The sequence below is a fragment of the Pseudomonas sp. GW821-FHT03C07 genome (assembly GCF_059420925.1).
In genome coordinates, this window is the sequence record NZ_JBWKUQ010000019.1 from 50,379 (window position 1) to 65,427 (window position 15,049).

Here is a 15,049-nt window from a genome sequence, read left to right on the forward strand (position 1 = left end):
GCGTGTTGCGGGATGAGCCTGGATTGTTCGATTGCCCAATGGCTAAAAATGTTCGGTGGCCGCTACCTGGCACTGTTGCCCAGCGCCTCTCAAGATGGGTTTTTGAATGAACTGAGCGACGAACTGTCCACCGAGCTTCTGGACAGCAACAACCAGTGGACGCTGGACTGCACATGCCTGCGGTTCAAAGCCGAAAAAAAGTGAACTGGAGCCATCCATGTCGACGAAAACCACTGGAGCCGCACTGAAATCCTTTTATGCCGAGCCCGCCGTGTGGCTGAGCCATGACGGCAGGCCACTGCACTGGATCGAGAACATCAGACTGATCATCAACAACGCGGAAGTGGATGACGAGCTGTGCATTCAGAATTTGCAGGACAGCGATGAGGTCATCATCCTTGAGGGCACCATCTTCTCCTATCAGAACCTGAGCGAAGTCATGAGCCTGGAACGCTACTTCAAACTCTGGCAGCGCAGCCTCGGCTCGGTCTTCCTCGGCGCCTTCATCCCCGAAGCCCAATATGAAAAGCTCAGCTCGATAATCGAAGCGGCAGGCGGACAGATCCTACGCAGCACGACCAACGCCTGAGCTCACGCGCCACGCCCTCAGGCACCGTGCTCGATGGGCAGCACCGACGCGATATGCGCCTGGAGAAAACGCTTGAACCCAGGATGATTGCAGTGGCTGACATTGAAGCGGATGTACTGGTCATATTCGCCGGTATTGCTGAACAAGGCGCCTGGTGCCAGTAATATGCCGGCGTGATGGGCCTGTTCGACCAGGTTCGGGATATTCACCTGCTCCGGCAGACGCCCCCAGAGAAACAAGCCTTCAGCGCCGCGCTCATCAAACACCACACCGACAGCCCCCAGCCACTCCCGCGCCCTTGAGCGCTCCTGCATGACCCGCTGACCCAGCACATCCAGATGATGCTGATAACGACCGGACTCCAGCGTGTGGGTCACGATGGTTTCGTCAATCGCCGAGCCGCTGAGCAAGTTGTACATTTTCTGCTCGACCAGTCGCTCGACAAAGGCCGCTGGCGCCGCCACATAGCCCAGGCGCAGCGCCGGACTCAGTACCTTGCTGAAACCGCTGATATAGAAAATCCTTTCGCAGCCATCCAGGCTGGCGAGCCGAAGTGTCTGGCGCGACGACAGCGCTCCGAAAATATCGTCCTCAATGATATGAAAATCATACTGGCGGGCCAGCGACAACAGCTTGAACCCCTTCTCCGGAGACGTACTGCCGCCAGTGGGGTTGTGGATCAGGGTCTGGGTCAGGAACAGTTTCGGTCGATACTTGATCAGCATCGCTTCCATCGCCGCCAGGTCCGGACCGTCATCCAAGCGCGGCACGGTGATGATCTTGAAGTCGCGATCCTTGATCAGCTTGAGTTGCAGCAGCAGGTAACTGGGGTCCTCCACCAGCAGGTAATCCCCGGGACTCAGGAGGATGCTGCGCAGCAGGGAAAACGCATGGGTAGCGCCCATGGTGACCACGATCTGGCTACTGGACACGCTGATATGGACTTCGCGCAATTTGCGCGCAATCACCGCGCGCAGGTCCGGGCTGCCGGCCGCCGGCGCTGGAGTGCTGCAGGAAAGTGTGTTACGAATCAGCCGCCCGGTCACGGATGCCGGGACCGCGTCGGCCAGCCAGGCCGGGGGAAAGTAGCCGGAACTGACGGGAATATCGTATTGCGTCGGATCCAGTGCACGGAAGATAAAACTCGAGTGCTCACTGGACGGCGGCACCAGCGTGTCAATGTCCTTGAGCGGGCCGACCGAATGGCAGGCCAGGATGAAATAGCCCGCGCCCGGACGCGACTCGATGATGTGCTGCGCCACCAGGTCCTCGTAGGCACTGCTCACCGTGAAGATGCTGACGCCCAGCTGCTTGGCCAGCGCACGGACAGACGGCAGTCGCCCGCCCTGGACCCACTGAAAGGATTCAATACGGGCAATGATCGCGTTTCTGATCTGGTCTACCAGCAGCGTCTTGCTGTTGCGGTCTATCTGGAACATGGCATTCCCTTGTTGAAACAGCCGCCGTCTGAAGGTGAGCGTCTCGTGATCCGATAGCAACGGCAGTATCGGGCATCGATTTGTCCAGCGGCAAGCACTGTATCGAGACGCCAATAGCGTTCAAGGATCAGACACATGCCATGCCAGGAAGCCGTCCAATGAGCTCGATCAACAGCCAACCCTGTCTCTCGCCCGACGCAGTGCGCGCCGAGCCGTTCATCGAACGGGCCGCCGACGGCTTCGCGCTGGGCGGTTTCGCCTGGCGCCACGGCGACGGCAGCCGCGTGCGGCCCGTGGTGATCATCAACGCCGCCACTTCGGTGCGCTGCCGCCATTACGCGCGCTTTGCCGACTACCTGTTTGCCAACGGCATGGATGTCATCAGCTACGACTATCGCGGCATCGGCGAATCGCGCCCGGCGACGCTGCGCGGGCTCAAGGCGTCCTGGACCGACTGGGGCGCGCTGGATTTCGAAGCCATGCTGCAACGGGCGGCGCGCGAGCACCCCGGCCAGCCCATCGATGTCGTTGCCCACAGCTTCGGCGGCTGCGCGGTCGGGCTGGCGGCCTCGGGCCCGTTGATTCGCCGGGTGGTCAGCGTCGGCGGGCAATTCGCCTACTGGCGCGACTATGCACCCGCCAGCCGCTGGCAGATGTTCGGCAAATGGCACCTGGTCATGCCGCTGCTGACCGGCCTCTACGGCTACTTCCCCGGCAAGCGCCTCGGCTGGCTGGAGGACACCCCGGCCGGAGTGGTACGCGACTGGAGCACCCCGACCGCGCGCTACGAAAAGCGCCCCAGTGGACGCAAACTGGCCACGCTGCCGTTTTCCCGGGTCAAGGCGCAAATCCTCGCAGTCAGCCTGACCGACGACCCATTCGGCACGATCGCCGCCATCGAACGGCTGCTGGCCTACTTCAGCGCCAGTGCCCGCACTCACCTGCGCATTGCGCCTGAAGATATCGAAGAGTCAGAGGTGGGGCATTTCGCCTTTTTTCGTAGCCAATACCAGGAAAAGCTCTGGCCGATTGCGCTGCACTGGCTGGAGAAAGGCGCACTGCGGGCGGGAACGCCGGGGAAGATTGGAATTGCGGCGGCTCACGGAGGATAATTGCCCGCTTACCTCTTTGTGAAAGCACCCGAGTCCATGGCATCCCAGAACAAGCAAGACAAACGCGCGCAACGGGCGAAAGCCAAGGCCAAGCAGAACCGGACCCGCCGTGCCAGCGAGCCGGTCGAGGCGCTGCCGGTGGACGACGACCGGATCGACTTCGCCTCGGTCGACCTGACGGACCTGTTCAAAAGAATGCGTGATGCCGAGCATGGCAGCCAGTTGGCCATGTGCAGCGTGTTCCTGGGGGACCCGCTGCTGGAGCTGGTGTTGGAGCAGGAAGGTGAGGAAGAAGCGACGGACTTTATTCTTTCGGCGCTGATCGAGTACCGCCAGTGGTCCACCGAGGCCACTGAGGAAGCGGCCCTGGCCTGGATCGAGAGCCCGGCCTTCCAGGCCGATTATGTGGCGGCCTCGCAGGCGCTACAGAAAGCCGCCGGCTAGCAACGTGGGGTATCAGATGCCCCGCGTTATCGTTCACGGCCATCGCCAGCAAGCTGGCTCCTACAGTCCGGTGTCCTACGCAGGTTTTGTGTATGACACAACCCTTGTAGGAGCCAGCTTGCTGGCGATGGGGCCCTGACTAACACCAAAGACCCCACAGACAAACTACGCCAGCTCCATCACCACCGCCCCATCAGCCCCTTATTAGTTCAACACCACCCGCCCGGCTTTCTCAAGTCGGCGACGGCGAGCCACCAGCAGCCCGGCGGCCACCACCAGCACACTGAGCAAGCCCGTAGCGAGGATTTCGACACGATGGGCTTCCTGGCACAGCATCACGGCCAACACCGCCACGATGAACACAATCACCGCCCAGGTCAGCCCCGGGAACAGCCACATCTTGAAGTCGATCTTCTCGCCCTTGGCCATGCGCTGACGACGCATGCGCAGCTGCGACACCGCGATCACCAGGTACACCAGCAGCGCAATGGCACCGGAACTGGCCAACAGGAACTCGAACACCGCCGCCGGCGCAACATAGTTGGCGAACACCGCCAGGAAGGCTGCCGCCGTCGACAGCATCACCGCCCAATAAGGCGTGCCGCTGTCATTGGTGCGTTTGGACACGGCTGGCGCATCACCACGCTTGCCTAGGGAGAAGAGCATCCGCGAAGCGGTATACAGCGCCGAGTTCAGGCAACTGGTCACCGCCACCAACACCACCAGGTCAACGATCAGTTTGGCATTCGGAATGCCCATGCGATCCAACACCACCTGATAGGAACCGACCGCCGCCAGGCTCGGGTCATTCCACGGCACCAGCGCGACAACGATGAAGATCGACACCAGGTAGAACAAGCCGATCCGCCAGATCACCGAGTTGGTGGCCTTGGAGATCTGCTTGCCCGGGTCTTTCGATTCAGCCGCGGCAATGGTGACGATTTCCGTGCCCATGAACGAGAACATGGTGGTCAGCATCGCGGCCAATACCGCGCCCATGCCATGGGGCATAAAGCCCACGGTGTCCACCAGATGCGACACGCCGCTGACCTGGCTGGTCGGCAACAGGCCAAAGATCGCCAGCACACCCAGCACGATAAAGCCGATGATCGCGATCACCTTGATCAGCGCGAACCAGAACTCGAACTCGCCATAGTTCTTCACGCTGAACAGGTTGGTCGCGGTCAGCAACAAGGTAATGATCAGGGTAAAGGCCCAGATCGCCACATTGGGGAACCAGGCATGCAGGATGGTCGCGGCGGCGTTGGCCTCCAGCGGGATCACCAGCACCCAGAACCACCAGTACAGCCAGCCGATGGTGAAACCGGCCCAGTGCCCGATGGCACGGTCGGCGTAAGTCGAGAACGAACCGGTATCCGGCGAGGCCACGGCCATTTCGGCGAGCATGCGCATCACCAGCACCACCAGGGTCCCGGCCGCGGCGTAGGCCATCAGCACAGCAGGGCCGGCTTCGGCGATTGCGTGCCCGGAACCGACAAACAGCCCGGCACCGATCACCCCGGCGATCGACAACATGGTCACATGCCGCGACTTGAGCCCCTGCTCCAAATTATTGGAATTATGCGTACTGCTCATTGAGGTTACCTTTGCAATGAAGAGCGCGCCCTACACATCGGGAGACCTTGTTGCAGGAATCCAACGGGGGCGTATTTTATTTTTTACGCAAGATTTGCGCCAAAATGTTACATATCTCCGGTTTCCGGGGCCTGCAAGCCGACACACCGTAAAATCGTAACCCGTTGAGATTAATGGCTATTTGCCAAGATGTTACCGAGACACTCAAATTCAGACGCTCTAATCGCACCAGAAACGCCCAATAAATAGCGTAACGCCCTATTTCGGGGCAAGCCTATGCCCACTCAGCGGGGTTACCCTTCCCACCCTTGGCCAAAGCTGGCACCATCGCGCCTTTTTTTAAGCGACTGCCGGGTCAGGACGACAGATCAAACAGCTGTTCGGTTGTTGATGGGGCGACAGACTGCTGTGCCGATGCGACAACCTGTCACCCATCCGTCCTGTACCGGCTTTTCCCTATGCTAGCTTGGCGCTCGCCAGGAAGGCCGCCAATAGCAGGAGCACGACAGAAGACAATGAGGACCGCACATGGCTGAGGCCACGCCCGCGCTTGAAATCCGCAACTTGCACAAACGCTACGGTGAGCTGGAGGTGCTCAAGGGTATCTCGCTGACCGCCCGCGACGGTGATGTGATCTCGATCCTGGGTTCCTCCGGTTCCGGCAAGTCGACCTTCCTGCGTTGCATCAACCTGCTGGAGAACCCGCACCAGGGCCAGATCCTGGTCAATGGCGAGGAACTCAAGCTCAAGGCCGCGAAAAACGGCGAGCTGGTGGCCGCCGACGGCAAGCAGATCAACCGCCTGCGCAGCGAAATCGGCTTTGTGTTCCAGAACTTCAACCTCTGGCCGCACATGAGCATCCTCGACAACATCATCGAAGCGCCACGGCGGGTGCTCGGGCAGAGCAAGGCCGAGGCCATCGACGTGGCCGAAGGCCTGCTGGCCAAGGTCGGCATCGCCGACAAGCGCCACGCCTACCCGTCGCAACTGTCCGGTGGCCAGCAACAGCGCGCGGCCATTGCCCGGACCCTGGCCATGCAGCCCAAGGTCATCCTGTTCGACGAACCGACCTCGGCCCTCGACCCGGAAATGGTCCAGGAAGTCCTCAACGTGATCCGCGCCCTGGCCGAAGAAGGCCGCACCATGCTGCTGGTCACCCACGAAATGGGCTTTGCCCGCCAGGTCTCCAGTGAAGTGGTGTTCCTGCACCAGGGCCTGGTGGAAGAACAAGGAACCCCGCAGCAGGTTTTCGACCACCCGCTGTCGGCGCGCTGCAAACAATTCATGTCCAGCAACCGCTAACGGAGCAACACGTATGCAGACCTACAAAAAATTCCTCCTGGCCGCTGCCGTCTCCATGGCCTTCAGCGCCAGTGCCTTTGCCGAAACCCTGAAAATGGGTATCGAAGCCGCTTACCCACCGTTCAACAACAAGGATGCCAGCGGCCAGGTCGTGGGCTTCGACAAGGACATCGGCGACGCCCTGTGCGCCAGGATGAAGGTCGAGTGCACGGTCGTGACGTCCGACTGGGACGGGATCATTCCGGCCCTGCAGACCAAAAAATTCGACTTCCTGATCTCCTCCATGTCGATCACCGAAGAGCGCAAGCAGGCCGTCGACTTCACCGACCCGTACTACTCCAACAAGCTGCAATTCATCGCTGCCAAGAAAGACGCCGAGTTCAAGACCGACAAGGCCTCGCTCAAGGGCAAGATCATCGGCGCGCAGCGTTCGACCCTGGCCGGTAGCTGGCTGGAAGACCACCTGGGCGACGACGTCACCATCAAGCTCTACGACACCCAGGAAAACGCCTACCTCGACCTGCAGGCCGGGCGCCTGGACGCCATTCTGGCGGACAAATACGTCAACTATGAATGGCTGAAAAGCGAGGCCGGCAAGCCTTACGAGTTCAAGGGCAACCCGGTGGAAGAGAGCGACAAGATCGGTATCGCCGTGCGCAAGAAGGACAACGAACTGCGTGAGAAGCTGAATGCCGCGCTGAAGGAAATCATCGCCGACGGTACTTACAAGAAGATCAACGACAAGTACTTCCCGTTCAGCATCCTCTGACCTGCCCCGATGGCCGGCACCTCAACGCAAGGTGTCGGCTGTCCCTGGTAAAGCCGGCCTCTGCCCATGAATATCGACCTCTATGGATTCGGCCCGGCGCTCGCCGCCGGCGCGCTGATGACCGTCAAGCTTGCGCTCTCGGCCCTGTGCCTGGGACTGCTGCTCGGGCTGCTCGGCGCCTTGGCCAAGACTTCACCGTATAAACCGCTGCAATGGCTGGGGGGTGCTTATTCGACCCTGGTCCGTGGCGTGCCGGAACTGCTCTGGGTGCTGCTGATGTACTACGGCAGCGTCAATCTGATGAGCGCAATGGGCGAAGCATTCGGTAACCCCGAACTGGCCCTGAACCCGTTCGCCGCCGGGGTGATCGCCCTGGGCCTGTGCTTTGGCGCCTACGCCACGGAAGTGTTTCGTGGCGCGATCCTGGCGATACCCAAAGGTCACCGGGAGGCCGGGGTTGCACTGGGCATGTCCAAGGTGCGGATCTTCACCCGGCTGATCATGCCGCAGATGTGGCGTATCGCCCTGCCGGGTCTGGGCAACCTGTTCATGATCCTGATGAAAGACACCGCGCTGGTGTCGGTGATCAGCCTGGAAGAAATCATGCGTCAGGCGCAGAACGCCGTGCTGTTCAGCAAGCTGCCGTTCACCTTTTACCTGGTGGCGGCCTTTATGTACCTGGGCCTGACCGTCCTGGCCATGACCGGCATGCATTTCCTGGAAAAACGTGCCGCTCGCGGTTTTGTGAGGACCACATAATGGAATGGGAAGTCATCTTCAAATGGCTGCCGAAGTTCTATCAGGGCGCGGTGCTGACCCTGGAACTGGTGGGCATCGCCGTGGTGCTGGGATTGATCCTGGCGGTGCCGCTGGGCATCGCCCGGGCTTCGAAGCTCTGGTATGTGCGATCCCTGCCCTACGCCTATATCTTCTTTTTCCGCGGGACGCCGCTGCTGGTGCAACTGTTCCTGGTGTATTACGGCCTGGCGCAGTTCGACGCGATTCGCGACAGTTTCATGTGGCCTTATCTGCGCAACCCGTTCTGGTGCGCGACGGCAACCATGACCTTGCACACCACTGCGTATATCGCGGAAATCCTGCGGGGGGCGATCCAGGCCATTCCGCCGGGCGAGATCGAAGCGGCGCGGGCGCTGGGCATGTCGCGGGCCAAGGCAATGATCTACATCATCCTGCCGCGCGCGGCGCGGATCGGCTTGCCGGCGTATAGCAACGAAGTGATCCTGATGCTCAAGGCCAGCTCGCTGGCGAGTACCGTGACACTGCTGGAACTGACCGGCATGACCCGGACCATCATTGCCCGCAACTACCTGACCGTGGATATGTTCTTCACGGCGGGGGTGTTCTATCTGGTGATCTCGTTCCTGCTGGTGCAGGCGTTCAAGCAGGTGGAGCGTTGGATGCGGGTGGATGCCTGTCAGGGGCGGTGACTTGGTTGGCGCAAGGGACTTAAAATCCCCTGCGCCCAGCCCCTAGGATTTTTGCTGGCTTCAAGGGCCTCTTCGCGGGCAAGCTCCGCTCCCACAATGTATTTGAGTCGTACCTGAGTTTTATGTACGACTGAAACCCCCTGTGGGAGCGGAGCTTGCCCGCGAAGAGGCCAGCCCAGCCACCCCGGAACCCGCAGCATGCCCCCAATCCTCCAAGGCCCCACCCTGCAAACCCGCTTCAAGGCCCTGGACACCTTCCTCTCGGCGCACCAACACCTCTGGCGCCCACGCCCCTTCACCCATCTGCATCTGCCGTGGGAAACCCAACACCCGGAACTCGCCACCTGGTTACGCCGACGCAGCCTCGACGACGCCGAAGCCAGCCACAACCACCCGGAACACCTCGCCGCCCCCGCGCCATTTCCCGCGCTGGCTGCCGAATCCGCGGCGTTGACCACTGTCGGAACACTCCCCAACAGCGCCCTGCCCCCGGCCAATCAGCGCCTGAACGTCGGCGTCCCAGGCCGAAAATGGCAACAGATCGAAGCCTTCGCCAGCCGCCTGGACTTCGCCCAATCGCCCAGCCACTGGCTCGACTGGTGTTCCGGCAAAGGCCACCTTGGCCGCCGCCTGCTGCAACCCGGCCAACACCTGACCTGCCTGGAATACGACCCGTCCCTGATCGCCAGCGGCCAGCAGCTCAGCCAGCACCACCACCTGCCGGCCCAACACCTGCAACAAGACGTCCTCGCGCCTGATGCCGCCGCCCGCCTGAGCGCCGAGCACACCCCGGTCGCCCTCCACGCCTGCGGCGACCTCCACGTACGCCTGATGCAACTCGCCAGCCACGCTGGCTGCCGGCAACTGGCAATCGCCCCCTGCTGCTATAACCGCATCAGCGCCGCGAGCTACCAAGCTTTATCCTGCGCAGCCAAAGCTTCAACCCTGCATCTATCGCTGGACGACCTCGCCCTGCCCCTGAGCGAAACCGTCACCGCCGGCGCCCGGGTGCGCCGCCAGCGCGACAGCTCCATGGCCCGACGCCTGGCCTTCGACCTGCTGCAGCGCCGTCTACGGCAAACCGACGACTACCTGCCCACCCCTTCGCTGCCCAGCGCCTGGCTCGAAAAACCCTTCGCCGACTACTGCCGCGACCTGGCCGCACTCAAAGAGTTATCCACAGTCGGCGAGCAGAATTGGTCGGAATTGGAAACCGCGGGCTGGCAACGACTGGCGCAGGTACGCAATCTGGAACTGCTCCGCGGCTTGTTCCGCCGCCCGCTGGAACTCTGGCTGGTACTCGACCGCGCACTGTTCCTGGAAGAGCAAGGCTACGCCGTACGCCTGGGCCTGTTCTGCGAAAGCCCATTGACGCCACGCAATCTTCTGCTAATGGCAGAGCGCCACCAATCTCCAGATTACGTAGTGCAGCCTGTGGATAACTCTGTTGATTCTTTTCCAACAGACGCCCTGAAAACAACGCTTACAGAGGAAAAAGCTGTCTGGTTACTTTTTGCTCACAAAATAAAGCACCGAAAAAACAGATAGTTGCGCGCTTATGAGAACGCGTCCACAAAATCGCATTCTCGCCGCGCTAACGACCAACCACTTGTGCATAAGCGTTCTGGTCAATGGACATAACGCCGCCTTTTTCAGGGTCTGCCACCCCTCCCCCGAGAACACCACAAACCTCTGTAGGAGCCAGCTTGCTGGCGATAGCGGCCGATCAGGCGATACAAGACTCACTGGCCCCATCGCCAGCAAGCTGGCGCCTACAGGTTTCCGTATTAGCCTGAAGCTCCCTCAGCAACGCCTCCCGCATGACCGCCAGGCCTTGCTCAACCGCCTCACCACCACGGACGGTGCCTTGCAGATAGATAAACGTCAGCTGATGAATGCCGATGGAATTGAGAATCGCCTTTAAATAAGGCGCGAGAAAGTCCGGCTGACGCGCGTTTTCTCCCTCAACAAAGCCCCCGGAACTGACCAGTACAAAGGTCGGGCGATCCTTGAGCAAGCCAAACTTCTCCCCCGCACCGTTCACCCCGAAGCTGCGCTGAATGCGCACCACATGATCGATCCACAGCTTCATGGCGGCAGGCAGCGTGAAGTTGTGCAGCGGCGTGCACAACACCAGCAGATCGCTGGTCTCGAGCTCGACGATCTGCCGCTCGGACGCATGGATGGCCACATTGTCCATACCGGCTACCGAAGTCACGGCCGTCGCATAGTCGCGGGTCAAGGCCGACAGCGGTTCACCGCCCAGCTGGCGATCCATGATGGTGCTGATGCCCGGCCAGTCGCCCAGCACGTCGGCGGCCAGGCGATAAACCCGAGCGGCCTTGCCATGGGGGCTGAAATTCAACAACAGGGCGTGGCTCATTGCGACGGCCCCGCATTCAAGTCCTGGGAAAAGTGCATGCCCTTGGCCAACAGCCCCTGGCGGAAATAGAAGCGTTGCGCCAAAGGCATATGCATCCCCGTATCGAGCACCAGATAGCGATAACCCAAGGCCCGCGCATGACGACGCACCTCCTCCAACAGCCCGGCGCCCAGCTCGCGACGCTGTTGCGAAGCCGTCACCACCAGGTCATCGACATAGACGAAGCGCCCATACAGAGTGTTCTCCGTCACCCGAAAACCGGCCAGGCCGATCACCTGCCCGTGTTCACGCAGCGCCAGTAGGCGAAAGCCCTGCTCGCCCTGACGAAAGACCTGCTCGACGAAGGACTCCACATCGGTCAAATGCGGTCGTAGCTCCTGCATCACGGCAAAACACTCGCGGCACTGGGCTTTGCTTTCGATCAGTGCGTATTCGAGATCATTGCCCATGGGACACATCCTCCTGCTGGCGCACACCGGCTGGTACCAAGCGGAAACTGACACCCACACGGTTAAGCGCATTCATCAGGGCGACCGCCAGGGTCAGGTCGGCCACTTCCTTTTCGCCGAATACCGCGCAAACGGCCTGGAAGTCCTCGTCCGGCACCTCGGTCTCGTGCACCCGGGTCACGCTTTCGGCCCAGGCCAGGGCGGCGCATTCACGGCGATCGAACAACGCACCGCCTTCGCGCCAGACCGGCACCAGCAGTACCTTGTCGAGGCTCACGCCCAGCTTGATCAGGTCGCGGGAATGCTGGCTGATGCAGTAAGCGCAGCCGTTGAGCTGCGAAACCCGCAGGTACACCAGATCGATCAAATGCGCTTCGAGCCCGCAGCCTTGCAGATAGCTTTTAACGCCAAACAGCGCTTTGTAGCCCAGGGGTGCTGCGTCGAAGTAGTTGAGACGTTGAGTCATGGAGGGTTCCCCTTTGCGGTCGGTAAAGTCATGGCCGGCAGTCTGCGGTGCGTTGGCATCGGCCAACAGGGCCAAGATCGAGCAAGCCGTTTGGGACATAACCGCTGCTGATCCGCCCACCCATGGGGTTAAACTGCGGCCGATCTGCATGCCCACGGAAAACGCCATGCCCATTGCCAAAGCCGCCACTGAACCGGGTCTGCCCAAATACCTGGTGGTCTATCGACGCATTCGTAGCGCCATCGATGAGGGCCAATTGCGTCCCGGTGATCGCGTGCCTTCGGTGCGCGCCCTGGCGACTGAACTCAACCTGGCGCGGGGCACGGTCGAAGCGGCTTATGAGCTGCTGATCAGCGAGGGTTATCTGACGGCGCGGGGGCAGGCTGGGACCGTCATTGCCCTTGATCTGCCGGTGACAGCGGCTCCCAGCCCGCCAACGGAAAGCGCCGCGCCGACCGAACAGGATCAACCGCTGCCCCTGCAAATGGGGCTGCCGGCGCTGGATGCTTTTCCGCGGAAACTCTGGAGCCGACTGATCACCCAACGTGCTCGGCAAACCGATATCGCCGGTCTGGGTTTCAGCGATCCGAGAGGCTACGCACCGCTGCGCTCGGCCATTGCCACGTACCTGGGGTTGTATCGGGGCGTGCAGTGCACACCGGACCAGGTGTTTATCTGCACCGGTTACAACGCCGTGCTCGAACTGGTCTGCGAAAGCCTGGAAATGACGGGCCAGGGTTGCTGGTTCGAGGACCCCGGTTATGTGCATGCGCGGCAGATCTTGCTCAATCGCGGCGTAGAGTTGGTGCCGGTGCCGGTGGATGCCGATGGTTTGCGGGTGGCGCACGGTATTCGCCTGAGTCCGACGGCGCGCTTGGCGGTGGTCAGCCCGGCCCATCAGAGCCCATTGGGTGTGGCGTTGAGCCCGGAACGGCGGCGGGAGCTGCTCGATTGGGCGCAGGTGCAGTCGAGCTGGGTATTGGAAGACGACTATGACAGCGAGTTTCGTTATCGAGGCCGGCCGTTGCCCGCACTGAAGAGCCAGGATGTGCATGACCGCGTGCTGTACGCCGGGACCTTCAGCAAGATGCTGTTTCCGGGGTTGCGGCTGGCGTATCTAGTAGTTCCGAGGGAACAGGTCGGGCGTTTTGAACAGGTTGCGCGGCTGTGGCGCAATCGCTGCCCGGAACTGCTGCAGGCGACGGTCAGCGACTTTCTGAGCCAGGGCCACTTCACCCGGCATCTGAAGAAGATGCGGCAATTGTACAGCGCGCGTCGGGCGTTGCTGGTCAGGGCGCTGGAAGAGGTGGGCAGTGGGATATTGAGGGTCGACCCGCAGGCGGGGGGGATCAATCTGCTGGTGCGGGTGTTGATTGATGTGCCGGATTCCCGGATAGCCGAGCAGGCACGGGCGGCGGGATTGTCGATTGAGCCTCTGTCGCGCTGGCAGATGGCGGCCGGGCAGGAAGGCGGGTTATTGATGACCTTTACCAACGTGGCGTCGGCCAAACAGGCGGCTGAAATAGCGGGCCGGTTGCTCGCGGCGATTGAAGCGGCGCGACCGGTGGATCAGGACAAAGCCTAGGGTTGCTGACGTGGGCGGATCACGAGAACGTCGCCTCCGCAAAAATAGTCAGATATCAGGGGTTTACAGAACCTCGCCAATCGCTATAATCGTCGCCCTAACACGCCGGTATAGCTCAGTTGGTAGAGCAACTGACTTGTAATCAGTAGGTCCCGGGTTCGACTCCTGGTGCCGGCACCATACATCAAAGCCCCGTAATACGGGGCTTTGGCGTTTCTGGACCTTTAGTTTTCGCGCTTTCAAAAAGCTGAAAATGTCCACAACGTGTCCACACTTAAAAAAATCCAAGGCACCAACCCGTTACAATTTCACATCAACGCGACGTTGACGGGCTCTGACACCTACCTATAATGCACCCCAACACACCCGCCAAGCCTAGGTTGACCCACAGTCAGCAAGCTCAAATCGTGCGGGTTTTTTTTGCCTGGAGAAAACTACATGAGGCCCTTCGACAAGCCGGCCCTCAGCGTAGAACAGCAATTGGAACTGTTGAAGCAACGAGGCCTGCACGTCACCAACGACGATAGGGCATTGCGCTTTCTCGAAGTGGTAACGCTGTTTCGCTTGAGCCCCTACATGCGTCCCTTTCAGGAGCCGGATCCCGAACACACCTTCAAACCCGGCAGTACCCTGAAAGCCGTGGTCGACATCTATCGCTTCGATGGTTCGTTGCGACGCATAACGATGGATGCTATCGAACCTGTCGAAGTTGCCATCAGAGCATCGATCAGCAATCACATGTGTCCAAAATATGGGCCTGACTGGATAGCTGACTCGTCAGTTTTTTCCTCGTCATACTCGCACTCTGACTTGCTACGCCCCCTGCGAGATCAGTTGAACAAGGAGCAGACCAGACTCCGACGCGAGATTGATCGCATAAAAAGCGGTCGTCATGTCGATGGCGTTCACCAACAGCGGATTGAAAATCGCATTCGCGATAACTATTTCCGATTCTACGGGGCGACTTATACCCATCCTGAGCTACCGCCCGCCTGGGCCGTTCTGGAAGAGCTCAGCCTTGGGACGGTCTCTACCCTATTCAACGCCATAGGTAAAAGCGCTGACAAAAAAGCGATCTCTAGCAGATTCAATCTGCCCTTCGATGTATTGGCCTCCTGGCTGCACACCTTGACCTTTATCCGGAACTGCTGCGCCCACCATTCACGGTTATGGAACCGAGAGCTTTCGATTCGACCGTCCTTACCCAAAGAGTGGGTGATTCCGCATGTACCTGGCGACGGTCCTCAACCAAAGCAACGCCTGTACATCGTATTGACGATGCTGGCCTATCTAACCGACCTGATCAGCCCAGACAGCCAATGGAAGCTTCGCCTTGCGGAGGTCATGGATCAGCGAGAGTTTGGGAGTTTGAGGCTCATGGGGTTTCCAAATGATTGGAAACGTCAGCAGCAATGGCATCTTGAGTAACGAAGCCAGTAGCTCGTCACGTCAACGCAGCTTGCCGTT

At 60.4% G+C, this 15,049-nt stretch carries 16 protein-coding genes and 1 tRNA gene; 12 read left to right on the top strand and 5 right to left on the bottom strand.

Translation table 11 applies throughout. The annotated features are described in order from the left end of the window. Window positions 1–12: 12 nt before the first annotated feature. On the top strand, window positions 13–204 hold the full coding sequence (locus AC07VG_RS27030; protein ID WP_495003705.1) for a hypothetical protein: 192 nt from the start codon (window positions 13–15) through the stop codon (window positions 202–204). A gap of 13 nt (window positions 205–217) precedes the next feature. Further along, entirely contained in the window at window positions 218–589 is a 372-nt protein-coding gene (locus AC07VG_RS27035) for a hypothetical protein (RefSeq protein ID WP_495003706.1), read from the top strand. 17 nt (window positions 590–606) lie between these two features. On the opposite strand, the gene AC07VG_RS27040 is transcribed toward AC07VG_RS27035, so the two are convergent. Further along, a complete protein-coding gene (locus AC07VG_RS27040; protein ID WP_495003707.1) occupies window positions 607–2,028 on the bottom strand; it encodes an aminotransferase-like domain-containing protein in 1,422 nt (473 codons plus the stop codon). A 158-nt stretch (window positions 2,029–2,186) separates the two neighbouring features. On the opposite strand from AC07VG_RS27040, the gene AC07VG_RS27045 reads away from it, so the two are divergent. Continuing rightward, window positions 2,187–3,140 carry an alpha/beta hydrolase family protein gene (locus tag AC07VG_RS27045; RefSeq protein WP_495022210.1) on the top strand — a complete coding sequence of 318 codons (954 nt, stop codon included), beginning with the start codon at window positions 2,187–2,189 and terminating at the stop codon, window positions 3,138–3,140. A gap of 36 nt (window positions 3,141–3,176) precedes the next feature. Further along, a complete protein-coding gene (locus AC07VG_RS27050) occupies window positions 3,177–3,584 on the top strand; it encodes a hypothetical protein (RefSeq protein ID WP_495003709.1) in 408 nt (135 codons plus the stop codon). A gap of 204 nt (window positions 3,585–3,788) precedes the next feature. Here AC07VG_RS27050 and gabP read toward each other — a convergent pair whose 3' ends face one another. Continuing rightward, the gene (gabP, locus tag AC07VG_RS27055; RefSeq protein ID WP_495003710.1) at window positions 3,789–5,180 is read right to left on the bottom strand and encodes a GABA permease; all 1,392 of its coding nucleotides are present in this window, start codon (window positions 5,178–5,180) and stop codon (window positions 3,789–3,791) included. A 528-nt stretch (window positions 5,181–5,708) separates the two neighbouring features. Here gabP and AC07VG_RS27060 point away from each other — a divergent pair. The 5 genes from AC07VG_RS27060 (at window position 5,709) to AC07VG_RS27080 (ending at window position 10,247) form a co-directional block, all read left to right on the top strand. Further along, the gene (locus tag AC07VG_RS27060) at window positions 5,709–6,482 is read left to right on the top strand and encodes an ABC transporter ATP-binding protein (RefSeq protein WP_495003711.1); all 774 of its coding nucleotides are present in this window, start codon (window positions 5,709–5,711) and stop codon (window positions 6,480–6,482) included. 13 nt (window positions 6,483–6,495) lie between these two features. Then, window positions 6,496–7,251: an ABC transporter substrate-binding protein gene (locus AC07VG_RS27065; protein ID WP_495003712.1), complete on the top strand. Its 756-nt coding sequence runs from the start codon at window positions 6,496–6,498 to the stop codon at window positions 7,249–7,251. Between the two features lie 66 nt (window positions 7,252–7,317). Next, window positions 7,318–8,010 carry an ABC transporter permease gene (locus tag AC07VG_RS27070; protein ID WP_495003713.1) on the top strand — a complete coding sequence of 231 codons (693 nt, stop codon included), beginning with the start codon at window positions 7,318–7,320 and terminating at the stop codon, window positions 8,008–8,010. Beyond that, the gene (locus AC07VG_RS27075) at window positions 8,010–8,699 is read left to right on the top strand and encodes an ABC transporter permease (RefSeq protein ID WP_495003714.1); all 690 of its coding nucleotides are present in this window, start codon (window positions 8,010–8,012) and stop codon (window positions 8,697–8,699) included. Before AC07VG_RS27070 ends, AC07VG_RS27075 begins: the two co-directional genes overlap by 1 nt. A 198-nt stretch (window positions 8,700–8,897) precedes the next feature. Next, entirely contained in the window at window positions 8,898–10,247 is a 1,350-nt protein-coding gene (locus AC07VG_RS27080) for a methyltransferase (protein WP_495022211.1), read from the top strand. Between the two features lie 178 nt (window positions 10,248–10,425). On the opposite strand, the gene AC07VG_RS27085 is transcribed toward AC07VG_RS27080, so the two are convergent. From AC07VG_RS27085 to AC07VG_RS27095, 3 genes are read right to left on the bottom strand one after another with little or no spacing between them, the layout of a single operon-like run. After that, window positions 10,426–11,082, bottom strand: a complete 657-nt coding sequence (locus AC07VG_RS27085; protein ID WP_495022212.1) for an FMN-dependent NADH-azoreductase — start codon at window positions 11,080–11,082, stop codon at window positions 10,426–10,428. Next, the gene (locus AC07VG_RS27090) at window positions 11,079–11,531 is read right to left on the bottom strand and encodes a GNAT family N-acetyltransferase (protein ID WP_495022213.1); all 453 of its coding nucleotides are present in this window, start codon (window positions 11,529–11,531) and stop codon (window positions 11,079–11,081) included. Before AC07VG_RS27090 ends, AC07VG_RS27085 begins: the two co-directional genes overlap by 4 nt. Continuing rightward, window positions 11,521–11,997, bottom strand: coding sequence for a carboxymuconolactone decarboxylase family protein (locus tag AC07VG_RS27095; protein ID WP_495003718.1), 477 nt, complete (start codon window positions 11,995–11,997; stop codon window positions 11,521–11,523). Before AC07VG_RS27095 ends, AC07VG_RS27090 begins: the two co-directional genes overlap by 11 nt. A gap of 166 nt (window positions 11,998–12,163) precedes the next feature. On the opposite strand from AC07VG_RS27095, the gene pdxR reads away from it, so the two are divergent. From pdxR to AC07VG_RS27110, 3 genes are all read left to right on the top strand, one after another. Continuing rightward, window positions 12,164–13,582 (top strand): MocR-like pyridoxine biosynthesis transcription factor PdxR, encoded by a 1,419-nt coding sequence (gene pdxR, locus AC07VG_RS27100; protein ID WP_495022214.1) that lies wholly within the window; start codon window positions 12,164–12,166, stop codon window positions 13,580–13,582. 104 nt (window positions 13,583–13,686) lie between these two features. Then, window positions 13,687–13,762, top strand: a tRNA-Thr gene (locus AC07VG_RS27105). Between the two features lie 258 nt (window positions 13,763–14,020). Next, window positions 14,021–15,010 (top strand): Abi family protein, encoded by a 990-nt coding sequence (locus tag AC07VG_RS27110; RefSeq protein ID WP_495003720.1) that lies wholly within the window; start codon window positions 14,021–14,023, stop codon window positions 15,008–15,010. The last annotated feature ends 39 nt before the right edge of the window (window positions 15,011–15,049 follow it).